The 26,935-nt window shown below is 58.8% G+C and carries 26 protein-coding genes and 1 other RNA gene; 9 read left to right on the top strand and 18 right to left on the bottom strand.

Features of this window, described 5'->3' with window-relative positions:
* Positions 1-42: 42 nt before the first annotated feature.
* The 7 genes from K6117_RS00930 to K6117_RS00900 all read right to left on the bottom strand — a co-directional run bounded on the left by K6117_RS00930 (position 43) and on the right by K6117_RS00900 (position 8,973).
* On the bottom strand, positions 43-1,299 hold the full coding sequence (locus K6117_RS00930; RefSeq protein ID WP_221791903.1) for an XrtA/PEP-CTERM system-associated ATPase: 1,257 nt from the start codon (positions 1,297-1,299) through the stop codon (positions 43-45).
* The gene (locus K6117_RS00925) at positions 1,226-2,854 is read right to left on the bottom strand and encodes a porin family protein (RefSeq protein ID WP_221791902.1); all 1,629 of its coding nucleotides are present in this window, start codon (positions 2,852-2,854) and stop codon (positions 1,226-1,228) included. The genes K6117_RS00930 and K6117_RS00925 overlap by 74 nt, the downstream gene beginning before the upstream one ends.
* Positions 2,855-2,859: 5 nt before the next feature.
* Complete coding sequence (locus K6117_RS00920) at positions 2,860-3,777, bottom strand: AAA family ATPase (RefSeq protein ID WP_246604744.1); 918 nt, start codon at positions 3,775-3,777, stop codon at positions 2,860-2,862.
* A 95-nt stretch (positions 3,778-3,872) separates the two neighbouring features.
* A complete protein-coding gene (locus K6117_RS00915) occupies positions 3,873-5,375 on the bottom strand; it encodes an XrtA system polysaccharide chain length determinant (protein WP_221791900.1) in 1,503 nt (500 codons plus the stop codon).
* 46 nt (positions 5,376-5,421) lie between these two features.
* Entirely contained in the window at positions 5,422-6,075 is a 654-nt protein-coding gene (locus K6117_RS00910; RefSeq protein ID WP_221791899.1) for an XrtA/PEP-CTERM system exopolysaccharide export protein, read from the bottom strand.
* Between the two features lie 142 nt (positions 6,076-6,217).
* Positions 6,218-7,450 (bottom strand): pyridoxal-dependent decarboxylase, exosortase A system-associated, encoded by a 1,233-nt coding sequence (locus K6117_RS00905; protein ID WP_221791898.1) that lies wholly within the window; start codon positions 7,448-7,450, stop codon positions 6,218-6,220.
* Entirely contained in the window at positions 7,447-8,973 is a 1,527-nt protein-coding gene (locus K6117_RS00900; RefSeq protein ID WP_343211709.1) for an acyl-CoA ligase (AMP-forming), exosortase A system-associated, read from the bottom strand. Before K6117_RS00900 ends, K6117_RS00905 begins: the two co-directional genes overlap by 4 nt.
* 44 nt (positions 8,974-9,017) lie before the next feature.
* On the opposite strand from K6117_RS00900, the gene K6117_RS00895 reads away from it, so the two are divergent.
* From K6117_RS00895 to K6117_RS00880, 4 genes are read left to right on the top strand one after another with little or no spacing between them, the layout of a single operon-like run.
* Positions 9,018-10,046: a GNAT family N-acetyltransferase gene (locus K6117_RS00895; RefSeq protein ID WP_221791897.1), complete on the top strand. Its 1,029-nt coding sequence runs from the start codon at positions 9,018-9,020 to the stop codon at positions 10,044-10,046.
* 18 nt (positions 10,047-10,064) lie between these two features.
* Positions 10,065-10,334 carry an acyl carrier protein gene (locus K6117_RS00890; protein ID WP_221791896.1) on the top strand — a complete coding sequence of 90 codons (270 nt, stop codon included), beginning with the start codon at positions 10,065-10,067 and terminating at the stop codon, positions 10,332-10,334.
* A complete protein-coding gene (locus tag K6117_RS00885) occupies positions 10,312-11,067 on the top strand; it encodes an alpha/beta hydrolase family protein (RefSeq protein ID WP_221791895.1) in 756 nt (251 codons plus the stop codon). Before K6117_RS00890 ends, K6117_RS00885 begins: the two co-directional genes overlap by 23 nt.
* Positions 11,067-11,885, top strand: coding sequence for a hydrolase 1, exosortase A system-associated (locus K6117_RS00880; protein WP_221791894.1), 819 nt, complete (start codon positions 11,067-11,069; stop codon positions 11,883-11,885). Before K6117_RS00885 ends, K6117_RS00880 begins: the two co-directional genes overlap by 1 nt.
* Here the strand turns inward: K6117_RS00880 and trxB are convergent.
* On the bottom strand, positions 11,882-12,802 hold the full coding sequence (gene trxB, locus K6117_RS00875; RefSeq protein WP_221792795.1) for a thioredoxin-disulfide reductase: 921 nt from the start codon (positions 12,800-12,802) through the stop codon (positions 11,882-11,884). The genes K6117_RS00880 and trxB overlap by 4 nt on opposite strands.
* Before the next feature lie 126 nt (positions 12,803-12,928).
* Positions 12,929-15,034: a TonB-dependent receptor gene (locus K6117_RS00870; protein WP_221791893.1), complete on the bottom strand. Its 2,106-nt coding sequence runs from the start codon at positions 15,032-15,034 to the stop codon at positions 12,929-12,931.
* Positions 15,035-15,127: 93 nt separating this feature from the next.
* On the opposite strand from K6117_RS00870, the gene K6117_RS00865 reads away from it, so the two are divergent.
* Positions 15,128-15,466 carry a DMT family protein gene (locus K6117_RS00865; protein WP_221791892.1) on the top strand — a complete coding sequence of 113 codons (339 nt, stop codon included), beginning with the start codon at positions 15,128-15,130 and terminating at the stop codon, positions 15,464-15,466.
* Here the strand turns inward: K6117_RS00865 and dxs are convergent, their stop codons facing one another.
* The 3 genes from dxs to K6117_RS00850 all read right to left on the bottom strand — a co-directional run bounded on the left by dxs (position 15,467) and on the right by K6117_RS00850 (position 18,361).
* Positions 15,467-17,386: a 1-deoxy-D-xylulose-5-phosphate synthase gene (gene dxs / locus K6117_RS00860; protein ID WP_221791891.1), complete on the bottom strand. Its 1,920-nt coding sequence runs from the start codon at positions 17,384-17,386 to the stop codon at positions 15,467-15,469. It abuts the gene before it with no gap.
* A 107-nt stretch (positions 17,387-17,493) separates the two neighbouring features.
* The gene (locus K6117_RS00855; protein WP_221791890.1) at positions 17,494-17,964 is read right to left on the bottom strand and encodes a Fur family transcriptional regulator; all 471 of its coding nucleotides are present in this window, start codon (positions 17,962-17,964) and stop codon (positions 17,494-17,496) included.
* Positions 17,965-18,037: 73 nt separating this feature from the next.
* Positions 18,038-18,361 (bottom strand): MerC domain-containing protein, encoded by a 324-nt coding sequence (locus K6117_RS00850; RefSeq protein WP_246604743.1) that lies wholly within the window; start codon positions 18,359-18,361, stop codon positions 18,038-18,040.
* Between the two features lie 209 nt (positions 18,362-18,570).
* Here K6117_RS00850 and ffs point away from each other — a divergent pair.
* Positions 18,571-18,665, top strand: an RNA gene (ffs, locus tag K6117_RS00845) — signal recognition particle sRNA small type.
* Here ffs and K6117_RS00840 read toward each other — a convergent pair.
* On the bottom strand, positions 18,659-20,470 hold the full coding sequence (locus tag K6117_RS00840) for an AcrB/AcrD/AcrF family protein (RefSeq protein WP_221791889.1): 1,812 nt from the start codon (positions 20,468-20,470) through the stop codon (positions 18,659-18,661). The genes ffs and K6117_RS00840 overlap by 7 nt on opposite strands.
* Positions 20,470-21,087, bottom strand: coding sequence for a DNA-3-methyladenine glycosylase family protein (locus K6117_RS00835; RefSeq protein WP_221791888.1), 618 nt, complete (start codon positions 21,085-21,087; stop codon positions 20,470-20,472). Before K6117_RS00835 ends, K6117_RS00840 begins: the two co-directional genes overlap by 1 nt.
* 82 nt (positions 21,088-21,169) lie before the next feature.
* Between K6117_RS00835 and K6117_RS00830 the strand changes: the two genes are divergently transcribed.
* Entirely contained in the window at positions 21,170-21,487 is a 318-nt protein-coding gene (locus K6117_RS00830; protein WP_221791887.1) for a 2Fe-2S iron-sulfur cluster-binding protein, read from the top strand.
* A gap of 15 nt (positions 21,488-21,502) precedes the next feature.
* On the opposite strand, the gene K6117_RS00825 is transcribed toward K6117_RS00830, so the two are convergent.
* Positions 21,503-21,679: a hypothetical protein gene (locus tag K6117_RS00825; RefSeq protein ID WP_221791886.1), complete on the bottom strand. Its 177-nt coding sequence runs from the start codon at positions 21,677-21,679 to the stop codon at positions 21,503-21,505.
* Positions 21,680-21,848: 169 nt separating this feature from the next.
* Here K6117_RS00825 and K6117_RS00820 point away from each other — a divergent pair, with 169 nt between their 5' ends.
* The gene (locus K6117_RS00820; protein WP_221791885.1) at positions 21,849-23,042 is read left to right on the top strand and encodes a type III PLP-dependent enzyme; all 1,194 of its coding nucleotides are present in this window, start codon (positions 21,849-21,851) and stop codon (positions 23,040-23,042) included.
* Positions 23,043-23,114: 72 nt separating this feature from the next.
* A complete protein-coding gene (locus K6117_RS00815; protein WP_221791884.1) occupies positions 23,115-24,167 on the top strand; it encodes a 1,9-bis(guanidino)-5-aza-nonane synthase in 1,053 nt (350 codons plus the stop codon).
* 85 nt (positions 24,168-24,252) lie between these two features.
* Here K6117_RS00815 and K6117_RS00810 read toward each other — a convergent pair whose 3' ends face one another.
* Genes K6117_RS00810 through K6117_RS00800 form a run of 3 tightly spaced genes read right to left on the bottom strand, consistent with a single transcriptional unit; the run spans position 24,253 to position 26,794 of the window.
* Complete coding sequence (locus tag K6117_RS00810; RefSeq protein WP_221791883.1) at positions 24,253-24,588, bottom strand: 2Fe-2S iron-sulfur cluster-binding protein; 336 nt, start codon at positions 24,586-24,588, stop codon at positions 24,253-24,255.
* Entirely contained in the window at positions 24,585-25,703 is a 1,119-nt protein-coding gene (locus K6117_RS00805; RefSeq protein ID WP_246604742.1) for a cysteine desulfurase family protein, read from the bottom strand. The genes K6117_RS00810 and K6117_RS00805 overlap by 4 nt, the downstream gene beginning before the upstream one ends.
* Positions 25,700-26,794 carry a cysteine desulfurase family protein gene (locus K6117_RS00800; protein WP_221792793.1) on the bottom strand — a complete coding sequence of 365 codons (1,095 nt, stop codon included), beginning with the start codon at positions 26,792-26,794 and terminating at the stop codon, positions 25,700-25,702. Before K6117_RS00800 ends, K6117_RS00805 begins: the two co-directional genes overlap by 4 nt.
* Positions 26,795-26,935: the final 141 nt, after the last annotated feature.

The following is a 26,935-nucleotide window of genomic DNA, read 5'->3' as shown; positions in this document are numbered from 1 at the left end:
GATACTCTTTACAACTATGGGAGGCTGGCTAACCCTTCGCCGTCATCTGCTGCCCTGCCCCCTGATGCCGCCCAATATCGCATCTGGGGAACCACTTTCCGACCAGTCGATCAACAGAGCCAGCAAGCGACGCAGCGCCTGATCCTGTTCTTCGGCCTGCGCCGTCAGCATGTCGATCTGCTGCTGCAACCCGGCAATCAGGCGCGAGGGTCCAGATAGTTCAGATGCCGATATTTCAGGCTGTGACTTAGGAGATGTGGTCACTGGTGCCGCAGGTTGAGATTGGGCAAAATGCTTTACCTCGTCCAAAATGCGCATCGACGATGTTTCCGGTACAATAACCGATGCGACCGGTGCAGGTGCAGGTGCAGGTGCAGGCGTAGGTGCGGGCGTAGGAACTGACGGCGGGATATCATTTAAATCCGGTGCGTAAGGCTGTGCCATATATGGCGCGACCAGATCATGCTCTTCCTCTGGCACTAATGATGCATCGGCAAGCAAGTCCGCAATTACCACCTCAATGTCATACGCCGAGATGGACGTCAGCCCATCCAACGCGCCATGGAGCAGCACCCGGCTCATCAACGTGTTGATCTTGCGTGGCAGGCCATTGGTCTGGCGATAGATCGCCCAATAGCCATCACCGGCAATCGCCGGATTGCCCGTCCACCCCCCGCGCATCATCCGGTGGCGGATATAGGGTTCCACCTCTTCGGGATTCATCGGGCCGAGGTGATGGCTCGCAATCACGCGCTGACGCAATTGTTCCAGTTCGGGCGCATAATTGAGACGCGCCCTGAATTCCGGTTGGCCGAGCAGGAAAATCTGCAACAGGCATTTTTCGCCCAATTGAAAATTGGAGAGCATCCGCAACTCTTCCAGCGCCGAGGAATTGAGGTTCTGCGCCTCATCGACAATCAACAGGCTCCGCCGACCGGACAGGGCAATGTCGACCAGATGACGCTCAATCCGGCTTAATATATCGCCCTTGGCCAGCCCCTCGGTCGGCACGCCGATCTGCTGGGCCGTCATCCGCAACACGTCCTCCGCCCCAAGCTGGGACGACACGATCTGCGCCACCTCGATATGCACCCGGTCGATCGAGGTCATCAAATGTCCGACCAATGTCGTCTTGCCCGCGCCAATATCGCCGGTGATGACGATAAAGCCCTCGCCTTGCCCAAGGCCATAAGACAGATAAGCCAGTGCCTTGCGATGGGTTTGGCTATCGAAGTAAAATTCGGGGTCCGGCGTCAATTGGAATGGACGGGCCGAAAATCCATAATGTTCTGTATACATAAGATGATCTCTTCCCGTCAGGTCGGAAGTCGTAGCGCATGCCGACCCGCGCGGACGCTGTCGAAAATGTATCGCCAGATTTCTGATGCGAAGTGGAATAGCCAAGCGAAGTGACGCCAGACAAACGATGGGTGATGGCCCGGTTATAAGACATATTTGCGCCGAAATTGGTCTGCTTGAATGCGCGCCCGATCAACGGATTGGACGTGCCGGCATAAATGCCGCTGGCGATCGTGCCACTGTCACCTATTTTCCGGGCGAGATTGGCCTGCACCCAATAATCATTCTGGCTACGACGATATATCCCGAACGGGTCCAGTGATGCAGGGACAAGATATTGGCGTCTGCTCAGGCCAATGCCCAGCTCCCCGTTCCAACGTCCAGACTCCCCGTTGAGCGACAGGCTCGCCCGACGACTATAGCTGTTATAGGGTGAAATTTGCGACAGCGCATTGCCGAGACAGCCGCTGGTACCGCCAAAGCTGCACCTGCCAAGGCTGTTGTTCAATCCCCGGCCAAAACTATCCAGACCACTGGACACGCTGGCGCGTAAGCCGATGCTGGCGCTGATTTTATAATCGAGCGCGCCATTAATGGCCGTCTTGCCGTCATTTTTGCCAAAGCTCATGTCCAGCGCAAGGCGCGGATTGGGTTTCCATGAAAAACCCGCGTCATAGCTCAGGCCGCGATAATCATAACTCAATACGCGCGGCGATGTCGGATCGACAATATACCGCCCCTTGGCATCGACCAGCGGTACGCCAGACGCATCGAATGAAGCGCGTCGTTCCCCGACCTCGACATCCTCATAACCCACCGATCCTTTCAGCGCGAAGGTCGAATTAAGGGGCATCAGCACCTGTGCCCGGACTTCGTTGTTCACCGATTTTTGGTCCAGCCAATCGGTATCTTCGCGATCATAATTACCCGACACGGTCCAGCCGAATGGCAAGTCTCCCGGCTTCATCCCCACCGATGCCTGCACCTTATGACGCAGCGATTGATCATATCGGTCTGTGGGCAAGATGCTGCCGGTCTCCGTCACTTCATCGGGATCGTCCACATTGACATAGCCCAGATGGTAAGACGCATTAAGATCAAGCATGGCCGCCCGTGTCTGAAGCGTCGGGCCGATATTGACGCTATACACCTGATTACTGCCGTTCCGACTGTCGATGCCGTTGCGCAGGTCATTACGCGCCCGTGTCGCCAATGCACTGGCATCCAGTTTCAGATTTTCACTCAGCTTATAAGCACCACGGGCAAGGCCGTTATGATTGTCGCCGCCATTGGTCTTGCCATTGGACGGGATGCGGCGTTCGTAACGATAGCTTGCCTGCCCCTGTAACCGATGCCCGTCGAATGTCGCATCGCCGCCCGCAGAAGCCGCGCTATAGGTCAGCACCTCGGTCATGCCCGCGCGCTCCGCATCCAGCACCTGGCTGACTTCGAGATACGCCTTCAGATCGCGCCGCGCCCAGGCTGGGCCATGGGACAAGCCCGTGATGAGGAGCATCGCCCCCAAGGACAGCAGCAACGGTTTACGCACACGCATACAGATCACCTCGGTTGCTCCCCATAGCCATAATCTTTGCCGACGCGGCGACCAAAGGGGGAGAACGTCACGCCATTCAGCAGCAAATGAATGTTGGAACATGTTTTCAGCATTTCCAACGCTTCCTGAATTTCCGTTTCGACAGTCTTGTCAGCGCGCACCACCAGCAACACCTGTCCGGCATGCATCGCCATCACCGATGCAGTGGAGACATATAAGGCAGGCGCGCTGTCGCAGATCACGATGCGATTGGGCTTGCCCGCGATCAGCCGGGCAAAAAGCTCTTCCGCCCGACGCGATGTCAGCAATTCCGTCGCGCCATGGCTCAGCCTTCCCGCAGGCAGCACCTGCAAATTCGGGATATCGGTCTGAATGATGCAATCCTCTAATGGAACAGAGGGATCGGCAAGCGCATCAATCAGTCCCGCACCGCCCGACAGGCCGAGAGTTGATAACACCTCAGGCTTGGCGCAATCGGCATCGACGAGCAAGACATCGAGATCCTGCTCGCCCGCCATCGACAAGGCGAGATTGACGGCACAAAAGGTCTTGCCTTCGTCCGGTTGGGCCGAACAGACGAGAATGATCCGCGCACGCGGATCGTCACCACCCGCCGCGCCCAATAATTGCCGCTTCACCCGCCGGAATTCTTCGGCAAGCCCTGTCACCGGCGCATCGTAACGCAAATAGCCTTTTAATTGTAAATCCCCATGGTTCACCCGACCGCTGCGCGACGGCGTGCCGATCGGTATTGCTGCTTTGGGCGGCTCATGCCCCCTTGCATCGGCCTGCGCATTGGCGGCGATTGCCGCAGCAACCTTCGCCTCATGTGCGGCCTGAATCGGATCATATGGCTTTAACGGTCCAGAGAGACCGTCAAAACGCGGCGATAGATTGAGACGCGCCGATGCCCGCTCCAACAACGACCATCTCCGTCTGGGCGCTTGCGGTCTGTCACCTGACAGTCGATCATTCTGGCGACGGTTATTCTGTTGAAAGTCCATCTTTTGCTCTCCCATCACGCCACCGTGCCGCGCTGGATCAATTCAACTGCCATCAACGCGATGAAGCAGGCAAAAAGACCCAACAACACGCCCCTGAACAATTTGGCATGACGACGCTGTCGAGCCGTATCGCTCAATGTCGCGACATGGCTGATCGCCCCCAGCACATTCATCCCGCTCGACCGTTGCAGCACGGGAATGCTGGCATAGGTGCGGTGGATCTGCCCAGCCACTACAGCCGTGCCAACGCCTGCACCCAAGGCGATCACCAGCACCGCAAACAACAATAAAGGACGATTGGGCGCATCCGGTTTCCGTGGGTCGCTTGGCGGATCGATCACGCGAAATTTGACGGAGTCCGTCTGACTCTCGACATCGCTCCGCAGGCGAATTTCCTCACGATCCTTCAACAACTTGTCATATTGCGCTTTCATCACATCATAATCGCGGTTCATCTGCGCTTGTTGGGCGGTGATGTTCGGCGCGGCGGCGCTGCGATTGGTGAAGGCATTAACCTCCGCCTGCAACGCCGCCCTGCGCACGCGCAGACCGGCCAAAATCGCCTGACGCTCCGCATATATGGCGCGTAACGATGCATGGGCCGGGTTGCTGACCGCCACGCCACCGCCAGCACTTTTCAAAGCAGCGCGCGCGGCGGCCAATTGCTTGCGCATGGCCTTCATATCGGGATGGCTCTCGGTCCAGCCTTTTGATTGCGCTTCCACAATCTGGGCCTCCAACTGCCCCACCCGTCCATCGCCACCAAGAACATTCGCCGCCGGGGTTGAGGCGAATTGGGTTTGCACGGCAACCAGCGCGCTCTGTGCGGAAATCAGGTTTTGCTCGACGCTGGCCAGTTCCGCGCGAGCCTGATCCATCCGACCTGCGCCCGTAGCTGAATCGGGCAACAAACCAGCATAACGCAATTCGAAATCAGCCTTCGCCTGTTCCGCCGTTTGCAGTTCTTTTTCCCGGCGCGCCAGTTGCTCGTCGAAAAACTGCAATGTCTGATTGGTCTCATCGCGATTGCCCGCGAGATTATCGGCCACGAAAATGTCGAGCAGCTTTTGGTTGATTTCCTGAGCCAATCGCGCATTTTCACGTTCGGACAGGCCGCGCCGCGCAGAGCGGGCCGTAATCTTGAACAGATTTTGTACGGACTTGACAGAAAGATCATCGCGCAATTGATCGACCATCAACGCCATGTCGCGGGGCGTGCGGACTTCAGAGGCGAGGCGCGTGCCGCGCACCACTTTTTCAAGGCTGATGCTCGAAATCAGGGTCTGTTTGACCCGCTCAATCTCCTGTGCGCGCTCGGCTGGCACCACCCCGATCTTGCCGGGAAGCAACGACTGCATCTCCACCGAAATCTGCGATTCCGATGCATAGCCATTGGGAATCAACGAAATAATCAGCCAGCCAATGATCGCCACGATCCACGCAACAGCCAACGCAAGCCACCGCTTGCGCCACGCCACATGGGTGATCAGTCGCAATTCTTCATAAATGCCAGTCATCTGGTCAGTCGCTCTGTCATTTGGTGCAAGGGGCTAAACATGTTGATCAGAACATGCTTTCAGGGATGATGATGACGTCACCCGGTGCCAATTTGACATTGGCACGGCTGTCCCCGCGTTTCAGCAGATCGGCAATGCGGACCTTATATTCCTTTTGCTGGCCGCTCTTTCGATCAAACCGGACCAGTCGCGCCCGGTTGCCCGCCGCATATTCCGAAATACCGCCCACCGCGATCATCGCGTCAAGTAACGTCATATTCACGCGATAGGGTAAGGACGCCGGTTTTTCGGTCGCGCCCACGATGCGAATTTGCTGTGAAAAAGTGCCGGAAAATTGCTCCACGATCACCGAAACCAGCGGGTCTTTGATATATTGCGCCAGCATGATCTTCATATCATCTGCCAGCATGGCTGATGTCTTGCCCACCGCCGGCATGTCCGCAATCAACGGGGTCGTGATGCGGCCATCAGGCCGCACCTGCACCTTTGCGCCCAATTCGGGATTGCGCCAGATGAAGATCGTCAATTGATCGAGCGGGCCAATGACATATTCATCGCCCGGCCCTTCATCGCGCTGCACAAAGGCCGCCGAAGGGAGCGTGGCTGACGAACGACCGCCGAGGGTCATGCCGCAACCAGTAAGGGCGATAGCCGCCACACCAAGGCTGCACGCCAGTTTTGACCGATAGGTCCAACGCATAAACACAACTCCGCAACACAACACACGCACAAACACATAGATCCAACCCGCAAACACAAGCGGATATGGATATGATTACAGACTTTTTACCTCGAATAGGTGAAGATTCTATTAGGCTATAAAATACGAATGCTAAAGCCTCTCACACGCCGACCAGCATTTCCTCGGCAGGTCCATGGCCCAGAAAGTCCATCGGGCTGGCGGATGCGCCATAGGCCCCGGCAAGGAAGATCGCGACCACATCCCCCGGTTCGGCATGGGGTAGCCCGACCTTGTCGCCCAAGCGATCCAGCGGTGTGCATAAGCACCCGACGACCGACACTTCCTCATCCCCCGGCGCATCCATCGCGCTGGCAATCGCCAAGGGGTAATTGCGCCGCACCACCGTGCCGAAATTGCCGCTCGCGGCCAATTGATGCTGCAACCCGCCATCCACCACGAGGAATACCTCCTGATGGCTGATCTTGCGATCCAAAATCCGCGTCAGATAAACGCCGCATTCCCCGACCAGCCAACGGCCAAGCTCGATATGGAAATGGGTGTCGCGCAAGATCTCTGGCCGTGGCGCTAAAGTGGCGTTGAGCGCTGCGCCAATGCGCTCAACATCGACGGGCGTATCGCCGGGGAAATAGGGAATACCGAACCCACCGCCGAGATTGACACTGGGCGGCGCAACGCCTGCTTGTGTCGCCAAATCCGCCGCTAGCTTTACTGTCGCCTGTTGGGTCGCGATCAACGCCTCCGTATCCAGCGCCTGCGAGCCTGCGAAAATATGGAAACCCCGCCAATCCGCGCCTGCATCTACCAACTGGCGCACCAAATCAGGCACGCGCTCGGCGTCGACGCCGAACGGCTTGGCCCCGCCGCCCATGCGCATGCCCGACCCCTTGATGTCGAAATCCGGATTGACCCTGACTGCCAGCCGGGGCCGCACCCCAAGCCGCGCCGCGATGGAGAGCGCCCGCGCCGCCTCACTTTCCGATTCCAGATTGATGGTAACGCCCGCACGAATGGCGGCCTCCAACGCCGCATCCCGCTTGCCCGGCCCGGCAAAGCTGATCTGTTCCGCTGCCGCACCCGCCGCCAAAACACGCTCCAATTCGCCACCGGAGGCGACGTCAAAGGCGTCGACCTCTGTTACCATCGCCCGGATCAATGCGGGCAAGGGATTGGCCTTCACCGCATAATGGAGCGAAACTTCAGACGGCATAGCCGCACGAAAGGCCGCGACCTTTTGCCGCACCACACCCATGTCATAAATAAAGGCGGGCGTCGTCTCGACCTGTGCCAGCCAATGCGAAAAGGGCTGGCCCGCAAGGACAAGCTGGCCTGCCCGCACCTCGAAATAAGGGGGAATAGGCCCCATCGGCTTCATGCTAATACCTCATTACGAATCTGAACCCGGTCCAGCTTGCCATTGGGATTACGTGGAAATGCATCGCGCCAGATGATCCGCTGCGGCACCATATGGCTCGGCATCTCACGCCGGAACCAGCCGATCAAGCCCGGCTCATCCTGCACCGCACCAACAGGCCGCGCCACCAGCCAAATCGCCTGACCAAGCCGATCATCCGCCACCCCAAAGGCCACCGCTTCGGCCACATGTTTTGAAGCGATGGCGGCCTCTTCAATCTCGGTCGGGCTGATGCGATTGCCGGAGACCTTGATCATCTCATCATCTCGCCCGACAAAGCGCAACAGGCCCGCCACATCACGCACCAGCGTATCGCCCGACCACACCACCATGCCCTGGTAGGCCATGCAGCTTGGCGCGGGCCGAAAACGCTCGGCGGTCCGCGCCGCATCCTGCCAATAGCCCTGCGCCACCAATGGCCCGCCATGGACCAATTCACCCGGCTCGCCTACCTCCGCCTCACGCCCATCGGGACGCACAATCCGCACTTCGGTAAAGGGAATGGCCATACCCACCGCATCCGGGAACTGATCCACCAGCGCGGGATCAAGATAGGTCGAACGAAATGCCTCGGTCAGGCCATACATCAAATACAGGTCCGCTAAAGGGAACCGCGCCCGCATCTTGTTTACAAGTGGCACCGGCAGCCGCCCACCGCTGTTCGTCAGGCGACGCAACGGCGCAATCGCCTCGGTAGGCCAAGGTACTTCATCCAATTGCACCCATAAGGGCGGCACGCCCGCAAGCGTGGTGATCTCATAACGCGCGACTGCCTTCACGACATCGCGCGGCAACAGATAATCAAACGGCACAACCGCGCCCCCTGCGGCCCAGGTCGATAGCAACTGGTTCTGCCCATAATCGAATGCCAAGGGCAGGACACACAAGGTCCGATCATCCGCCCCCAGCTTCAAATAAGTCGCCACGCTCACCGCGCCGAGCATCATATTTTGATGGCTGAGCATCACCCCCTTGGGCCGCCCGGTCGAACCGGAGGTATAAAGTATCGCCGCAAGCATATCCGGACCATGGCTGGATGGCGCAAGCGTATCGCGTCCCGCCAGCATGTCCGGCCACACATCCGCCTCATCCAGCACCTTGGCCGGAAAACTGACGTCATGATCGCACAAATTTTGCAGCCGAGCTGCCCCCGCGATCAGCAAGCGCGCCCCGCTGTCATTCAGGATATGCGCGACTTGCAGAGCCTTGAGCGCGGGATTGATCGGCACATGCACCAACCCTGCCCGCGCGCAAGCGAGCGGCATCAGGCAGGTCAACCGGGACTTCGGCCCCCAAGATGCGACCCGATCCCCCTTGGTCAGATCCTGAGACAGCAGCCATGCCGCCATCTTCCCAACAATTTGATCCAATTCGACAAAAGAGATCAATCCGGCCTTGTCGATCAAGGCAGGCGCATGTATCTCTCCAGCAAGCGCCAGATGATCAAGCGGCTTGCTTGCCAATTGTTGTAGCTGGAGTTCCACGCTTTCACCGATCCTTAGTATCCGGGTCCTATAAAGCTTTTGTTATGGCGTTGTTGGTAAATTATTTGCGTTCTGTCGAGGCCTTGCGCGTTGAGGCGGGACATCATTTGTCCCGGGACGCGCAAATATCACTGTTTGACCGCGCCGATTGGTTCCAGATGCTGGACCGCCATTTCCCTGCCGGAGAGGCGCTGCGTATTGCCCATGTATCAGATGGCAAGGGGGCGCATTGCTGGTTGCCGCTGATGATCGACAAGGGCAAGGGGGCCGCATGGGCCTGTTGGTATAGTCTCAAATTTCAACCGATCTGGGCCGGGACCGAAGACACCGGCCACCGCGTCACCTTGCTCGCCGCCATTGCCCGCGACTTGAAGCGGCACTGCGGCACATTATCGCTTTATCCGGTGCCAACCGAACGCGGGATCGCAGATCTGATCGGCACGGCCTTTCGCCTGTCGGGCTGGATCATTGATCGGGCGGACAGCGCGGCCAATTGGGTGGCGGATACCAAGGGCTTGGGCTTTGACGCCTATTGGTCCGCTCGTCCTTCCCGCCTGCGCAATACCGTCCAGCGCCGCGCCAAACAGGCCATGTTGGATATACATATTCACCATAAATTTCAGCATGATATTTGGCATTATTATGAAATGATCTATGCCAAAAGCTGGAAACCAACCGAAGGCGCTCCCGGCTTTGTCCGCGATATGGCGCGCGCCGCAGGGCGCGACGGCAGTTTAAGGCTCGGCATCGCTTATCATCAGCAAGAGGCTGTCGCCTGTCAGCTTTGGACGGTCGATCACCAAATCGCGATCATTCATAAGCTGAGCTATGCCCATCATGCCCGCGCCTATTCCCCCGGCACGTTATTGAGCCAAGCGATGTTTCGCCATGTGCTCGATCAAGACCAGCCCCATCGGATCGATTTCGGCACCGGTGACGATGCGTATAAAGCCGATTGGATGGACCGAAAATTGCCATTGGCGCGGATGACAATGGCGCACCCCCTTCGTATAAGCGGCGTCCTCGCGCTTGCTGAAACGGCACTTCGCCGGGTCGCAAGGCGCGTCCGATGATCGATCGAAGGAAAAATAATGTCCGATATCAGCGCCCTCGACCTGCAACTACGCGCGCTCATGTCTTCGGCGCTGGGAATCAGCGAAGATCGCGTTCATGCGTTCACGGCGGAGACGTTGCTATTCGGTGCCTTGCCGGAACTCGATTCCATGGCCGTCGCCAGCTTGTTGACGGAATTGGAAGATCATTTCGGCATCATGGTCGATGATGAAGATCTCGATGGCACCCTGTTCGAAAATTATGGAAACCTCCTCTCATATCTCATTGTTAAAAAACAGAATAAATAATTATGAACGGACGGTCGTACAGCGCTTCATCCCCGCTGCGACCGGCCCGATCTGGCTTACCGGCTGGCTTGGCGGCGGGCTTGATGGCGGTCTGGGCGACAATGACCGCCCGCTTTTATTCGTGCCGCCCTTATTTGGCGAGATGAACCGTTGCCGCCGCTTGATGGCGGACTGCGCCATGTTACTGGTGCAACAGGGTTTTTCCTGCTGGATGATCGATCTCCCCGGCACGGGGGAAAGCGAGACCGATCCGGCGCTGCTGACCCTTGATGATTGGCATGATGCCGTCGATAGGGCCGCATCCGACATCAAGGCCGAAGCGATCATCGCACTGCGTGGCGGCGCGATATTGGGGCGGCAAAGCCAACACCTTCCGCATTGGTCGCTGGCCGCGATTGATGGGCCGACAATCATCCGGGAATTACTGCGGCTACGCATGGCAAATGATCGTGGATTGGGCCTATCCTCCACCTCCGCGCAACTGATGGCTTTGGGCAGCGCCAAAGGACTGAACATCGGGGGCTATTGGTTATCGCCCGCCTTGTTTGAAGGGTTATCAAACATAATATTTCCCTATAATAACAATGTAATATCCTATCAACTTGAGACAAATTCAAAGAAAACAGATAGCCCAACACTGCAAGGCGAACCGATGTGGCGGCATGCCGAGCCGGGCCGCTCCCTGCCCATGGCGGCGGCAATGGCCAATGCGATCACGACATGGCTCGATTGATGCGCGCCCTCCTCCATTTCACCTGCGAAGACGCCTCTTTGGCGGCCACGCTGGATCAAGCAGATAACGCCGACACCGCGTTATTGATCGTCAGCGGCGGCACCGAAATCCGCAGCGGCGCACATCAGGGCATGGCGCAATTGGCCAGCCATTTACGCCGCCACCAGATCAACGTCCTGCGCTTTGATCGACGCGGGGTGGGCGATAGCGGGGGCGTTGACCCCGGCTTCGAAAATGTCGCCCCAGATATTGCCGCCGCCATCGCCGCGCTACGCCACGCCTGTCCGCAGGTGCGGCATATCTATGCCTATGGCAATTGCGATGCGGCGGCGGCGCTTGTCCTGCATCACCACAATCTGGGGTTATCCGGGCTGCTGCTCAGCAATCCATGGACGATTGATGAGGCGGCTGGCCAGCCCCTACCCCCCTCATCCGCGATCCGCGCGCGTTATATCAACCAATTGACCCACCTGACGGGTTGGAAAAAACTTATAACCGGATCAGTTGATTATCGAAAATTACTGATAGGGATTCGCAAGATATTCACCTCCTCGCCCCCGCTGGTCCCCGACGCACTGGGCGCTCGGTTGGGGCAGTGCTTGGCGCAAAGCGATCTGCCGGTGCATATCCTGCTCGCCCGATATGATAATACCGCCATCGCCTTTGCGGACGCATGGACGGGACCACATTTTACCGCAGCGCGTCGCCGCGCCAATATCCATATCGACCAATACAACACGGCCTCGCACAGCTTTGCTGGCGAGGCCGATGCAGCCGCATTGCGGGATTTTTGTCTGCGGGTGTTACGCGGAGATTAGCCCGCGTGGCCGAGGAAGCGTTCGGCATCGAGCGCGGCCATGCAGCCGGTGCCTGCCGCCGTCACGGCCTGACGATAAATGCGGTCGGCGACATCGCCACAAGCGAACACGCCCGGCACATTCGTCATCGTCCGGCCCGGTTCGACCAACATATAGCCTTCATTATCAAGCGCGAGATGGCCCTTGAAAATATCGGTCGCGGGCTGATGGCCAATGGCGACAAAACCTCCATCAACATCAATGACTTGTAACGCGCCGCTGTTCAAGTCACGCAACTCCATCGCGACCAGACCCTCCGGCTGGCCACCACCGATGAAGCGGCTGACTTCATGGTTCCAGATCACCTTGATATGCGGATGGGCGAACAGCCGGTCCTGCAAGATCTTCTCCGCGCGTAAGCTGTCGCGACGGTGGATCAAGGTGACGTCCTGGCTGTGGTTGGTGAGGTATAACGCCTCTTCCACCGCCGTATTGCCGCCACCGATCACCGCGACCTTCTTGCCGCGATAGAAGAAGCCATCGCAGGTCGCGCAGGCTGACACGCCCTTGCCGCGCAGCAGGGTTTCGCTTTCGATCCCAAGCCATTTGGCCTGCGCCCCGGTCGCGATAACCAATGTATCGCCTTCATAAATCGTGCCGCCATCGCCGATCAGCTTGAACGGGCGGCTCGACAGATCGACACTGGCGATATGATCATACATCATCCGCGCGCCGACATGTTCGGCCTGCGCCTGCATTTCCTGCATCAGCCACGGGCCTTGAATCACCTCGCGAAAGCCGGGGTAATTTTCCACTTCGGTGGTGGTGGTGAGCTGGCCGCCCGGCTGAATGCCCTGCACGACAATGGGATTCATCCCCGCGCGCGCGCCATAAATGGCGGCAGACAGGCCCGCAGGACCGGAACCGAGGATCAGCATTTTGGTATGATGGACGTCAGCCACGGCGGGAATCTTTCTATGCTTGGCGATATGATCTGCCAGATAAGCCGCGCTCTATCCCCTTGCAAGTCGCAATGCAGCCGCGCTGGCGCTTCTCCGCTGGCTCTAAAAACGGATGGCCGCCCCCAATCGCACATCGCGGCCCGCCATCGGGGCATCATCCTTCAATAGGCTGGCATGACGCCGCGCCGTCACATCGAACAGATTGTTGACCGACAGCCGCAGGCTCAGCGGCGCATCCGTCCCCCAAGGCCGCCATGTCGATGACAGGTTCACAAGGGTGAAATCCGACGTCGAGGTCTCTACCGGGGCAAGGCGGTTGGCGGCGGTGACATGCTCCACCTCTGCCCGCAGATCGAAATTATTCGCACGCGCGTCCACGCCCGCCAACACGCGCAACGGCGGAATTTGGGGCGCAGGGCCGTAATTCTTCACCGTCGCCCGCACATAATCCACCATGACGTCAGCCGACAGCGCAACACCGCGATAGACCCCAAGCTGCTGTTTCAACTCGGCTTCAAAGCCCTTATGCACCGCACGGCCCTGCATCATCTGATAGGCGGGCAGATCATCGACAATTTCACCGGTCGGGGCCTGATACACAAAGTTGCGATAGCGATTGTAATAAGCCGATACATCAATCGTCAGCCAGGCCAAACGCCCGCGCAGGGTCAATTCCGCGCCGTTGCTTTGCTCCTTCGCAAGATCGGGATTGCCGCGTTCAAATGCCAATGTCCCGGCATGGGGACCGTTGGAAAAAAGCTCCTCCGCATTGGGGGCGCGTTCCGCATGGGTCAGGCTGACGCCAAAGCGCCAATCGTCGATCAATTCGTAAGAGGCACCGGCTGATCCGCTATAAGCGGTAAAGCGCCGTGATAACGCCGATGTCGCAAGGTCAACATCCGCACGCGCCCGCGCAACATTGCGTTCCAGCCGTGCGCCCGCCTCTGCCTTGAACCGCCCGAAATCGAATTGTTGAAGGGTGAACAGGCTCATTTGATCGGTCTGGCTGGGCGGCAGGAATTTCTCTGCGCCGACCGCTTCAAATTCGCGGTTGAAAAATTGCGCGCCGCTCGATCCGCTCCAGCCGCCACGGCCCGCCTGCACGGCATCGAACCGGACTTCCATGCCCTTGTTGAAAAACTGCGTGCCGATCCCGCCGTCCGGCTCCAATTCCGCATGGCGATAATCGGCATAGCCCGCCCGCAATTTCAACCGATCGATCCAAGATCCACCCGCAACGATTTCAGCCCGAAAATCGGCCCTATACTGGCGCATATCAATCCGCACATCGCCCTCTGGAGCCGTGCCGAGGCTGGTTTGCAGCCGGTTCGGAATACCATAAAGGCTATCATGCCGCGCCAGCGACACGCCGATATTGCTGCCATTCGCATCGATATAGGCAAGGCCCGCGCCGACATCCCATGTCTTGACCGCGCTATTGCCAAGCCTGCCGCGCAATTGTGCATTGGCCTGCACAGCTGGATCATTCACCGCTGCTGCCTCGGCCCGAAGAGGTGCGCTCAAAATATAGCCGCCCGTTTTCAGGTCATTGGCCTTCAACCAAATGCCATCGATATGGGCCACCCAGCCGCCGCCCAAACCGCCGGTCAACGAACCACCCGCCGTGCGTTCATCCGCCGCGCTGCCATAGCCAATATCGCCCTCGGCATGCACCGCTTCGTTCGGCACGCGGCGCGGGATGCGATTATCGATGACATTGACCACACCGCCAATGGCGGAGGAACCGTATAACAGCGCCGTCGGCCCGCGCACGACCTCGATCCGTTCGGCGGTCATCGGGTTGATCGACACCGCATGATCCGCGCTACTTGCCGAGGCATCGAACGACCCGACGCCATCCGTCAAAATTCGCAGCCGATCCCCGCCTAGCCCGCGCAATATCGGTCGCGCCGCCGCAGGGCCAAAGCCGCTGCTCGATACGCCGGGAAGGCTAGCGAGCGTGTCGCCAAGGCTCGGACGGCGGGCATCGCTGAGTTTGGTTCCCGACATGGTGGCCACCCCCGCGAGCAAATCCGCCTTACCGCGCGACATGGCGGTGACGATGATGTCGGGTGCGGGTTGTTCCACATGCTTGGCGGGCGCTGTCGCCAGAACCTCAGCCTGTACCGCCGGTGCGACACTCGCCATTATGATCAACAGGCTTGATGGCAGAAGGGCGGAAAGGGAGCGTTTGCGGTCTATCGTCATGCCGCGACATTTAATGTTATAATATATCATGTCAAGCGGCGCGCGCCGTCGGCAGCGATTGACGCCCCCCGCGATCAAGCGCTAACCAGCCCCATGATCACGCTGCTTTTGCTCTCGCTGTCGAATATTTTCATGACCACCGCATGGTATTGGCATTTGAAGGGCGGCAATCTCAACCGCCCGATACTCGCGGTGATCCTGATCAGCTGGTCCATTGCGCTGATCGAATATAGCCTTGCGGTCCCGGCGAACCGGATCGGCTTTCAATCCGGCTGGTCGGCAGGACAACTCAAAATCACGCAAGAGGCCATCGCGCTGATTGTCTTTGGCGTGTTCATGGTGGCATTTTTGGGCGAGCCGCTGCACTGGCGACACATGGCCGCTTTTGCGTGCATCATGGCCGCTATCGCCTTCATGTTCGTCGGCAAATAATCAGGCCGAGGTGGCGGAACCCGTGCTGTTCACGCGCAAGGCCTTCAACACTGCATCGATAATGCCATTAGCGTTCAACCCGGCATCTTCATATTGCTTGTGCGGCGATTCATGGTCCTGAAACACATCCGGCAGGCGCAATGTCCTGAGCTTTAACCCCGCGTCGATCAGCCCCTCATCCGATGCCATGGTCAGCACATGCGCGCCAAGGCCGCCAATCGAACCCTCTTCGACCGTCACCGCCACTTCATGGCTGGTGAGCAAGCGGCGAATGAGATCGACATCAAGCGGCTTGGCAAAGCGCAAATCAGCGACCGTCGTCGACAATCCGCGCGCTTCCAGCGCATCCGCCGCCTTCAACGCCTCTTCCAGCCTGGTGCCAAGCGACAGGATCGCAACCTTCTTGCCCTGACGAATGATCCGGCCCTTGCCGATTTCAAGCTGCAACGGCGCATCCGGCAACGCCACGCCAGTACCATTGCCACGCGGATACCGCACCGCAATCGGCCCGGCATCATAAAGGGCGCAGGTGTGGACCATATGGACCAGTTCCGCCTCATCCGAAGCGGCCATCACGACCATATTCGGCAATGACGCCAGATAGGTGATGTCGAACGACCCGGCATGGGTGCTGCCATCCGCGCCGACCAGCCCTGCCCGGTCGATGCCAAAGCGCACCGGCAAATTCTGGATCGCGACATCATGCACGACCTGATCATAGGCACGCTGGAGGAAGGTCGAATAAATCGCGCAGAACGGGCGATAGCCCTGCGCCGCCATCCCTGCCGCAAAGGTCACCGCATGTTGTTCGGCAATGCCGACATCGAAACACCGATCGGGATAGGCCGCAGCAAATTTATCAAGACCGGTGCCGGATGGCATGGCGGCGGTGATCGCCACGATCTTGTCGTCACGTGCGGCTTCGGCCATCAGGGCCTTGGCAAAAACATTGGTATAGCTTGGCGGGCCGGAGGGCGATTTCGCCTGTTCGCCGGTCACCACATCGAATTTCTGGACGCCGTGATATTTGTCCTCGGCGGCTTCCGCCGGGGCATAGCCCTTGCCCTTTTGCGTCACGACATGGATCAGGCACGGCCCTTCCGATGCATCGCGGACATTTTCGAGCACCGGAATGAGCTGATCGAGATTATGGCCATCGACCGGCCCGACATAATAAAAGCCAAGCTCTTCAAACAATGTCCCGCCCATCGCCATGCCACGGGCAAATTCATCGGTCTTGCGTGCCGCATCATGCAGTGGCTTGGGCAAATGCCGTACCAGCCGCCGCGCCATTTCGCGTACGCTCAAAAATGGGCGCGACGACACCAACCGTGCGAGATAGGCCGAAAAGCCGCCAACCGGCGGGGCAATCGACATGTCATTGTCATTGAGAATAACGATCAGGCGATTGCCAGCTTCGCCAGCATTGTTCATTGCCTCATAGGCCATGCCCGCCGACATCGCGCCATCGCCGATCACCGCAATGCCGCGTCCCGGCTTGCCCGCCAGCTTATTGGCAATCGCAAAGCCAAGGGCGGCGGAAATCGAGGTCGAGCTATGAGCCGCGCCGAACGGATCATATTCGCTTTCAGACCTTTTGGTGAAGCCGGACAGCCCGCCCGCCTGACGCAGCGTCCTGATCCGGTCGCGCCGTCCTGTCAGGATCTTATGCGGATAGCATTGATGGCCGACATCCCAGATCAAGCGATCTTCCGGCGTATTGAAGACATAATGGATCGCCGTCGTCAGTTCGACCACGCCCAGCCCCGCGCCCAGATGGCCACCCGTGACAGACACCGCCGCAATCGTCTCCGCCCGCAATTCATCGGCCAATTGGCGCAATTGATCGGGGCGCAACTGACGCAAATCAGACGGCAGATTGACGGTATCAAGTAAGGGGGTCTGGGACAATTGGGTCATTGGGGCGTCGTTTAGCCATTTAGGATCGGACTGTCTAACCGGATCGCATCTGCCTATGCCAAAAACAACACCGACCTAAGTCCATATTGGGACATCACCGGGTAAGTTCAGCGTGCCGCGCAATCCCCGCATTTGCCCTTGACCTCGATCACCGGGCGCACCGACGAAAAACCGGCATCATTAGCGGCAGTCCGCAGGCGGCGCGACAGATTGTCATCGTCGATATGGATCGCCTTGCCGCAATCATCACACACAAGGAAGATGCAATCATGGGCGCAGCCCGGATGGCTGTTGACGACATAGGCGTTGGCGCTCTCGATCCGACGGACGATGTTGTTCGCCACGAACAGATCGAGAATGCGATAAATGCTGTTCGCCGCGACCCGTCGACCTTCGCTCTTCGACAGGGATTCGGCGATGTCATAGGCCGAAACAGGCCGATCAAAGCCGCTGATCGCCTCAAACACCCGCGCGCGCATCGGGGTCCACTGCTCACTCGCCTGCTCCAGCGTATGCCGGGCGAGGTCGGGAAGCGGCATTTCCTCGTGCCGATGATGATGGGCAATTGTCTCTGTCATTACTGAAATGTAGTGGACCGGGCGACACGGCGCAACCGTGAGACTTGTCAGGCCGATTTAAGAGTAAGCAGAATCAGGCCGAAGCGCGGCGATTAAGCCAATGGCCATAAGCGAGGATCGTCACGCCGATCATCGTCATCATGGTTTCTTGCGGCCCATGCGGCACCAATAAGGCGCAGGTCATCGCGACCAAGCCCGCCCCGCCAACCCAGCTTGGCAAGGCAACGCCATGTTCGGCAAGGCCACGCGCAAATGCGATCACGGCAAAAACGATCGCGAGCGCAAGGCCGAATTCATGGAACAGCGGCGACATGAACATACCGCCAAATGTCGCGAGCAGGCCAAAAAACACCGAAGTCAGCATGCAATGGAGCAGGCAAACGCCGGATACAGCCATAGCGAGCGAGTCCCATCCACGGAACGGCTCCCAAGCAGCAATGGCTCCAATGATCCGACTCAACATCATGCCTTTCAATGCGTGATGCTGTCTTTAAGCACATTGCGGCCAAGGATACAATATTACATGACATTGGGTGCGCAATTTTCACACCCCCCTTCAATATGCATCCCGTCTTGCCTCTTGTCCGCGAATCTACTAGTGCCAGCGCGGGAGTCGGGCGGACGGGACTGTCGCCAACTCGGTCAGATCCGGAAGGAAGCAGCCGCAACGAATTTGGCCCGGGTCGTCCGGCTCCTATTTTGCACTACTTTTCGGCAGATGCACCCGCCACAGGCGATAGGGCGTCGGCGTCGGCAGGGCAACAGCCTCCAGCCAATTCGGGCTCTTGCCCGCCAACAGCTTCATATAAAAACCATCCGGGCTACGCGCCTTGTAAATCGTCGATTCTGGCATACCCGGACACACCAGCACATAATCAACGTGCCACCGGCCCGCGATGCGCTTGGCCTGTGTGCTGCTCCCCCGGAAAAAGCGCATGACATCGATAATCGCCTTGCCATTGCGATGATAAGGCCCGGCAATGGCTTGATGATGGGTCATCGCGATCAGGCGCGGGCCGAAATCGACATGGGTGAGGACAATGCCTGAAGGCAGCGACGTCAATTGCCGAAGATATTTGGCAGACTGACACTCCCGATCGGCCTGCGCCACGGTCCGGTTAAATTTGCCAGTGGATTTGCTGACTGGTTTGCTCGGCCATTGCTTCATCACATATTGGCCGCCCACGCCTGACAGTAACGCCAAGACCGCAACAATCAACGGCAGTCGCAGCCAGATCGACAAGCTGCGCAAGCTGGAAATCAGCGTTGCCGCCAGCATCCCCGCCCCCAATATACCGATTAATTGGGCAGATGCAGCGGCGCGCGTCTGCCAGAACAGCATCGTCACCGCGACCGCCGACAAAATCGCCAAGGCCCGCCACCGCGCCGCCAAACGGTCATCCTTCTCTCGATACCAACCAAAGCCCGCACCGATCAGCCCGACCACCGGCACGGTCATGATCGCCATGATCGACTTCCAATCGCGGGTCATTACCGATTTAACCTCGCGGATATTTTCAAACCACAAGCTCCGCAATGCCGGCGTCAGCCCCTCTGGCGAACCAAGGCAATGCGGAAACAGCAGCGCAAACAAGAGCGCAATCGGCACCGCGCACCCCGTCGCCAGCATCAGCCGCAACCATGGACGCTGATCTGCAACCATCGACAGCATGACCATCACCCCGCCGCCGCCTATCATCACCAGCAACCACACCGGCGACAGCGCATCGCACACCGCAAGGCGATTGTCATAAGAGGCAAACACCAGCCACATGATAAGCGCGCCCACGCCCAAAGACAGGCCATGCATCCGCAACCGCACCGCCGATACCGCGCTTAAGCCCCAATCGAACACCGCCAAGGCCGCCGCCAACAACAGGAAATGCACGAACTCTAGCCCGATCGCCAAAGACAAGGCGCTCGCAATGCCGACAGTCAACCCGCCGCGCCGCGCCAAGGGATCGGTCATGCCCGCCATCACCCATGCTAACAGGGCCAATTGCCACCCATGATGGTCGATCCGCAACGGCATCCACATGTACAACAGGTTCATCGAACCAAAGAGCATCACCAGCCCCGCCGGCCACCAGCATCGCCCAATCAATCGCCGCATCATCACGGTCAACGCCGCCATCGCGACCAGCATCGGGATCATCGGGGCCAAGGTAACGGCCAATTGCCACGCCCTGAAACTGCCCATGAACAACGACGCCAGCAGATACAGCCCGGCAATCGGCAGATCGATCAGCCGCGACCAATGGAGATTAGCGCCCTCTGGCGGTGCCAGCCGGTGCTGGCGCAGATCGAACCAGCCCTGTCCGTTCAGCCAGTCCCGCACTTGCAAATAACGCAGATTATCGTCGGTATCGCCAAGGCCGAATTGCAGTATCGCGCCCCATTTGAAATGGATCATCCACGCCGCCAGCCCCAGCCAGCAAAGCGCAAGGCCTACATACCAATGACGGCCACCGATCAAGCCATTCCAACCACCCGATTTTGGCCGCATCACATCACCACATTATTATATTGATGCCACGCCAACAGCGCGACCGCGCCGCGATGCGGCCGCCAATTCTCGGCCATGGCCCGTGTCTCGGCCTCGCTTGGGCGCGCATCCATCCGTGCCCAGCGGCCAGACTGGATCTGCACCGCGAGATCGCCCGCAGGCCAGATGTCCGCCCGTCCTTCGGCAAATAACAGATAAATTTCCGCCGACCAGCGCCCAATCCCCTTGATCCGCACCAATTCGGCAATCGCCGCTTCATCCTCGTGCGGCAGGGCGTGAAGATCGACCTCCCCCGATTCGACCAGCATCGCCAAAGACCGGACATAGCCGATCTTCTGCCGGCTCAAGCCACATGCGCGCAGATCCTCATCACTTTGTACGAGCAATTGCGCAGGCCCCGCGCCCGCCCCCACTAGCGATTCCAGCCGTTTCCAGACCGCCGCGGCCGCATGGACACTCACTTGCTGACCAAGGATCGTCCGCAACAGGGTTTCATATCCCATGGGCCGCACCCGCGCCGGGGGATAACCGATTTCTGCTATGATCGCCGCGAAGGCCGGGTCAAGATCGGCCACTGCATCCAGCGATGTTTTGATGTCGTCTTGCGACAGGCTCATGGCGCTTCCTGCTTGATTTGTAGACCTGTCGAGGCCATAGCCCAGCCATTAAGAGGAATGCCTCAGAAGGGAGCAATCATCAATGACAAAAGTAACCATCGTAAAGCGTGACGGTAGCGAACAGCAGGTCGACGCAGATAATGGCGTCAGCATCATGGAAGCCATTCGCGACAATGGCGTGGACGAACTGCTGGCCCTGTGCGGCGGCTGCTGCTCATGCGCCACCTGCCATGTCTATGTCGACCCGGCGTTTGCCGATGCCATTCCGGCGATGACCGAAGATGAAAACGACCTGCTCGACAGCTCGGACCATCGCAACGAACTTTCGCGCTTGTCCTGCCAGTTGAAGGTGACGGACGCGCTTGAAGGCCTGCGCGTCACCATCGCACCGGAAGATTGATTGCCCTTTCTGCCCTTATGTTGGCAGGCCGATAATCAAGACATTCAATAACAATACCAGCGCGGCAGCCAACATCAGGATGCCGCGCTGTTTGTTTTGGCGGCGCATCACATTAATGCCACCCCAGATCAGCACCGCAATGGCGATCATGGCGATGGATAATGCGGCGGGCAGCAATTCCTGAGCGAGCATAAAAAAACTGTCTCCAATCGAAAAAATTTAGTCCTCAAGCCACTGACAACGATTCGCATTCTTTACAAGCGGGTCACGTAAATCTATAGGGTGCGTCGCTGCCCCAAGGGGACTTCCAATAACCGTAAGGCAGCCTTTGTTGAACTACACCCCTTGGAGGTCCCTTGAATTGCACAAGCATCATAACGCGCTGGGGCTAGCTGCCGCCCTGCAACCGGTTCTGCCGGTTACGCTTATTCGACCGCATGCTGCACAGCGTGCTGCCCGCTTCTTTGTCGAGAAGTTTCAGGGTAGCTCTTTCTATGCGATCAAAGCGAATCCATCGCCCGATCTGCTGAAGCTCCTCTGGGCGGAAGGCGTGACGAATTACGACGTCGCCTCTATCGGCGAAGTTCGTCTCGTCGCGACGCATCTCCCCGAGGCGAAGCTCGCCTTCATGAATCCGGTCAAGGCCGAAGAAGCGATCCGCGAAGCCTATTTTGTCCACAATGTCCGCATTTTCTCGCTCGACAGCATGGAAGAGCTGGAAAAAATTTCCCGCGCCACCGACAATGCGACCGATTTATCGCTCTGCGTCCGGCTGCGCGTGTCGTCGGAATATAGCGAACTCAGCCTGGCCTCGAAATTCGGGATCGAGGCGGATCGCGCCGCCGATCTGTTGATGGCCACCCGTCAGGTCGCCGATGCGCTCGGCATCTGCTTCCATGTCGGCAGTCAGGCCATGACCCCCAAGGCCTATGTCAAGGCGATGGAACAGGTCCGCTCGGCGATTGTGTCGGCTGGCGTCACCGTGGACATCATCGATGTCGGCGGTGGTTTCCCGTCCTGCTATCCTGGGCGCGAAGCTTATGATCTCCAGCCCTATTTCGACGCCATTCACGCTGGCTTTGAAGAGCTGCCCGTCAGCTATTCCGCCGAATTGTGGTGCGAGCCGGGCCGCGCCCTGTCCGCCGAATATAGCTCGCTGGTCGTGCGGGTAGAACGTCGTCGCGGCGATGAACTGTACATCAACGATGGCGCTTATGGCGCGTTGTTCGATGCCGCCCATGTCGATTGGCGCTTCCCGGTGCAGTTGCTGCGCCAGCAGGAATCGCGCACGCAGGATATGGCCTTCAGCTTCTATGGCCCAACCTGTGACGACAGCGATTACATGGCCGGGCCGTTCATGCTGCCCGCCGATGTGAAAGTCGGCGACTATATCGAAATCGGCATGCTCGGCGCGTATGGCTGCGCGATGCGGACTGCGTTCAACGGTTTCGGTAATGGGGCGACCCATATCGTGACGGATGAACCGATGGCCACGCTCTATGGCGATATCGAAATTGCGGCCAAGCGCCCGTCGTCGAACGTCGTCAAGCTGTAACCAACCCTTATTATCAATGATCCTGCCCCCCTCTCGCTTGCGGGAGGGGGATGTTTTTTTGGAGGCCCAATAATGACCACCCCCCAGATCGACGCCCAGCGCAAGGCGGAACTGCTGTCTACTTTGGTCGAACATATCGACATCAAGAGCTTCGATGCCCGTCCGATCATCGACGGCATGGCGAAGATGAGTTTCACCTCGCGTGATCTCGCCCGCGCCACCAACATCTATAACCAGATGTTGCAAGATCCGGATTGCTCGATCTTCCTCGTGATCGCCGGTTCAACCTCGGCGGGCGGCTGCATGGACCTTTATGCGGAATTGCTCCGCAACAACATGATCGACGGCATCGTCGCCACCGGCGCGACCATCGTTGATATGGATTTCTTCGAAGGCCTTGGCCACAAGCATTATCAGGCGCTGGAAGTGCCGGACGATGATACGCTGCGCTCGCTGCTGATCGACCGTATCTATGATACCTATATCGATGAAGAACAGCTTCAGGATTGCGACTTCACGATCAACAAGATCGCGAACGAGCTGGAACCGAAAGCCTATTCGAGCCGCGCCTTCATCCGTGAAATGGGCCGCTATCTCTCGGAACATAGCAAGAAGGACAACAGCCTCGTCAAGCTCGCTTATGAGCATGATGTGCCGATCTTCTGCCCGGCATTTGTCGATTCTTCGGCGGGTTTCGGCCTCGTCAAGCATCAGGTCGACTGCGCGAAAGAGGGCAAGCCCTATATGATGATCGATGCAGTTGCGGATTTCCGCGAACTGACCGACATCAAAATCAAGGCAGGCACCACCGGCCTGTTGATGGTCGGCGGCGGCGTGCCGAAGAACTTCATTCAGGATACCGTCGTCTGCGCCGAAATCCTCGGCCATGATGATGTGCAGGTCCATAAATATGCGGTGCAAATCACCGTCGCCGATGTGCGCGATGGCGCTTGCTCATCCTCGACGCTGCAAGAAGCCGCAAGCTGGGGCAAGGTCAACACCGGCATCGAACAGATGGTCTTCGCCGAAGCCGGTTCAGTCATGCCGCTTCTGGCCTCCGATGCCTATCATCGCGGCTATTGGAAGAACCGCGCCAAGCGTAGCTGGGGCGCGATCTTCGACTGATCGCCAGTATTTTGTGCATTAAAAAAGCCGGGCCTTAACGGGTCCGGCTTTTTTATTGGGCAAAGTTCAGGACTTCAGGCGAAATCTATCGCCCCTGCATATTGCGCACGACCGCCGGAATACGGACGGTCAGGCGATCCCATGATCCATCGACCATGATCTGACAGGCAAGGCGGCTTGTGCGGGTCACGCCAGCGGCAAAGTCCAACATATCTTCTTCCGACTCGGTCGCTGGGGGCAGCTTGGCAAAATCTTCATCCGATATAATGACATGGCAGGTCGAACAGGCCATCTGGCCTTCGCATGTCCCTTCCAGCGGCTGCCCGCTGTTTTGCGCCAGCGTCAGGAGATTATCCCCATCCACCGCATTTACCACGGTTTTATCGGTGCCATTAATGGCGATGAAGCTGATTTCGGTCATGCGCCCCACAAATTTTGTTGCTGCACCGCATCATTGATCAATTTTGCGGCACATTCAACCTGTTCCATTAACGTATATCGACCAAAGCCCAACCGGATCGACGACCGCGCCGCCGCCGCATCAAGGCCAATCGCTTGCAACACATGGCTGGGCCTCCCCGATCCGCTGGCGCAAGCAGACCCTGCCGAAAACATCACGCCGCGCACATCTGACATCAACCGGGCAACATCCAGCCCCGCACGCCGCAGATTGAGATTACCCGGCCAACGTTCAAGCGCACTGCCGTTCAGCACCCATCCCTCGCCCAACATCTCCTGCAACCGCACCGCCAACGCCCGGACATGCGCCGCATCCGCCGCAATATTTTCGCCCGCCAACATCGCCGCCACACCAAAGCCGACGCACAAGGCCGGGGCCAAAGTGCCGGAACGCAAACCCTGTTGCTGCCCGCCGCCATGCATCAACGGCACAGGCAGCACCCCATCGCGCAGCCACAGCGCGCCAATGCCCTTCGGCCCATGGATCTTATGCGCGGACAGGGCGATCATGTCTGCGCCCTCTGGCAATGCCAATCGGCCATAGCCCTGTACCGCATCACACAGCATCAACCCGCCGCGCTGATGCGCGAGCGCCGCCAATGCGGCCACCGGCTGGATCGTACCAATCTCGTTATTCACCTGCATCACGCACAATAGATCAACCTGCGCGGGCAATAAATCCGCCGCCTGCGCCAGATCGACAACGCCATCCGGCCCAACCGGCAGGCGGATGATCTTCACGCCCTGTCCGGCGAGAAATTCTGCCGTATCCAGCACCGCCGCATGTTCGATATCCGACACGGCCAATGTCATGCCGGGCCGCAACATGCCCTTGATCGCCCAGTTGATCGCCTCGGTCGCGCCCGAGGTGAAGATCGTCGCGCCGCCGTGCGGCAGCAACGCCGCCACGCGATCACGCGCCAGTTCCACCGCCGCCGCCGCCGCGCGGCCCATCGCATGCATGCTATGCGGATTGCCGAATTGCGCCTCGAGATAAGGCATCATCGCCGCCCGAGCCTCTGGCGCCAGCGGGGTCGTCGCCTGATAATCGAGATAGATCGGCGCCGGTTTCGTCATGCACCCGTCATCTGTTTTTGCCGCTGCCGCCCATCCTGCGCGATCCGCTGCCATGCCTCAGTGAAGCGATAGACATCGGCGCGGCTGGTTTCAGGCCCAAAGGACACCCGCACCACTTCGCGCGCCGCCACCTCGTCCCATCCCATAGCCGCAAGCACATGGCTCGTTTTCAAACTGCCGGAAGAACATGCGCTGCCCGCCGATACCGAAATGCCCGCCATGTCGAACTGGATCAGCTGGGCATTGGCCGGGACGCCCGGCATGCGATAGGACGCGATGGTCGCAAGGCGCGGGCTGCGCTTGGCCACGATTTCGCCGCCCATCGATTCAATCGAGCTATCCAAATGCGCGCGCAAATCCGCCGCGCGTTGCACCCAATTGCGTCCCTGTTCCAGCGCGACCGCCAGACCGACAGCCCCCGGTACATTCTCCGTGCCGGGGCGATAGCCCTGCTCCTGCCCACCCACAGCCGATAACGTGGCCGGATCGCGCAATAACAACGCACCCACGCCCGGTGGCCCGCCCAATTTATGCCCGGACACAACGACAAAATCCGCCTCAGGCAGCGCCAATTTGCCCGCCGATTGCGCGCAATCCGCCAGCAACAAGCCGCCTGCGGCCTGAATGATCGGATATAATGCGTCCAAGGGCTGGATCACCCCGGTTTCATTATTGACCGACTGGATCGCCAATAAGGGCCGCTTTGCCGCCAATGCGCCCAATCTCCCGGCCAGCGCATCCTCTGCAACAAGGCCGTCTTCGCGCACCGGCAGGACATAGCTGCCCTCGCCCATCCGCTGCAACGCATCATGTTCGACCGCCGAGACAAAACGCGCATCCACAGGGGCACGATTGAAGGCCATATGCAGGCTTTCGGTTGCGCCCGAGGTCAGGATGATCATGCCATCAAAGTTCAACGCCCGAGCAATCCGCGCTCGTGCGTCCTCCAGCATCGCCCGCGATGCGCGGCCATCCGCATGGGGTGAAGAGGGATTAGCCCAATGCGCCATGGCCTCCGCAACCGCCGCGCGCACCGCCGCCAGCACCGGCGTGGTCGCCGCATGGTCGAGATATAGCCTGTCGTCCTTCATTTCGACCCCCAAGCCGATCCAAGAAAATGGATCATCGCCGCGCACATGCCCAATATTATTGCACAGCGGCATAGCCTTTCTATATAGGCTCCGACAACTGCTTGTGCATTCATGTGCAACTCAATTCCATCTGCCAGAAAG

This window comes from Alteraquisediminimonas sediminicola (assembly GCF_019740335.1).
Lineage (GTDB): Bacteria > Pseudomonadota > Alphaproteobacteria > Sphingomonadales > Sphingomonadaceae > Alteraquisediminimonas > Alteraquisediminimonas sediminicola.
The sequence above is the reverse complement of the archived record's forward strand: the minus strand, read 5'-3'. Positions and strand labels throughout refer to the sequence as shown.

Bases quoted from the DNA above. Each gene is read 5' to 3' on its own strand.
- K6117_RS00930 (WP_221791903.1), bottom strand. From the start codon at position 1,299: ATGTATACAGAACATTATGGATTTTCGGCCCGTCCATTCCAATTGACG.
- K6117_RS00925 (WP_221791902.1), bottom strand. From the start codon at position 2,854: ATGCGTGTGCGTAAACCGTTGCTGCTGTCCTTGGGGGCGATGCTCCTC.
- K6117_RS00915 (WP_221791900.1), bottom strand. From the start codon at position 5,375: ATGACTGGCATTTATGAAGAATTGCGACTGATCACCCATGTGGCGTGG.
- K6117_RS00910 (WP_221791899.1), bottom strand. From the start codon at position 6,075: ATGCGTTGGACCTATCGGTCAAAACTGGCGTGCAGCCTTGGTGTGGCG.
- K6117_RS00905 (WP_221791898.1), bottom strand. From the start codon at position 7,450: ATGAAGCCGATGGGGCCTATTCCCCCTTATTTCGAGGTGCGGGCAGGC.
- K6117_RS00895 (WP_221791897.1), top strand. From the start codon at position 9,018: ATGGCGTTGTTGGTAAATTATTTGCGTTCTGTCGAGGCCTTGCGCGTT.
- K6117_RS00890 (WP_221791896.1), top strand. From the start codon at position 10,065: ATGTCCGATATCAGCGCCCTCGACCTGCAACTACGCGCGCTCATGTCT.
- K6117_RS00880 (WP_221791894.1), top strand. From the start codon at position 11,067: ATGCGCGCCCTCCTCCATTTCACCTGCGAAGACGCCTCTTTGGCGGCC.
- trxB (WP_221792795.1), bottom strand. From the start codon at position 12,802: ATGCTGATCCTCGGTTCCGGTCCTGCGGGCCTGTCTGCCGCCATTTAT.
- K6117_RS00870 (WP_221791893.1), bottom strand. From the start codon at position 15,034: ATGACGATAGACCGCAAACGCTCCCTTTCCGCCCTTCTGCCATCAAGC.
- K6117_RS00865 (WP_221791892.1), top strand. From the start codon at position 15,128: ATGATCACGCTGCTTTTGCTCTCGCTGTCGAATATTTTCATGACCACC.
- dxs (WP_221791891.1), bottom strand. From the start codon at position 17,386: ATGACCCAATTGTCCCAGACCCCCTTACTTGATACCGTCAATCTGCCG.
- K6117_RS00855 (WP_221791890.1), bottom strand. From the start codon at position 17,964: ATGACAGAGACAATTGCCCATCATCATCGGCACGAGGAAATGCCGCTT.
- K6117_RS00850 (WP_246604743.1), bottom strand. From the start codon at position 18,361: ATGGCTGTATCCGGCGTTTGCCTGCTCCATTGCATGCTGACTTCGGTG.
- K6117_RS00840 (WP_221791889.1), bottom strand. From the start codon at position 20,470: ATGCGGCCAAAATCGGGTGGTTGGAATGGCTTGATCGGTGGCCGTCAT.
- K6117_RS00835 (WP_221791888.1), bottom strand. From the start codon at position 21,087: ATGAGCCTGTCGCAAGACGACATCAAAACATCGCTGGATGCAGTGGCC.
- K6117_RS00830 (WP_221791887.1), top strand. From the start codon at position 21,170: ATGACAAAAGTAACCATCGTAAAGCGTGACGGTAGCGAACAGCAGGTC.
- K6117_RS00825 (WP_221791886.1), bottom strand. From the start codon at position 21,679: ATGCTCGCTCAGGAATTGCTGCCCGCCGCATTATCCATCGCCATGATC.
- K6117_RS00815 (WP_221791884.1), top strand. From the start codon at position 23,115: ATGACCACCCCCCAGATCGACGCCCAGCGCAAGGCGGAACTGCTGTCT.
- K6117_RS00810 (WP_221791883.1), bottom strand. From the start codon at position 24,588: ATGACCGAAATCAGCTTCATCGCCATTAATGGCACCGATAAAACCGTG.
- K6117_RS00805 (WP_246604742.1), bottom strand. From the start codon at position 25,703: ATGACGAAACCGGCGCCGATCTATCTCGATTATCAGGCGACGACCCCG.
- K6117_RS00800 (WP_221792793.1), bottom strand. From the start codon at position 26,794: ATGAAGGACGACAGGCTATATCTCGACCATGCGGCGACCACGCCGGTG.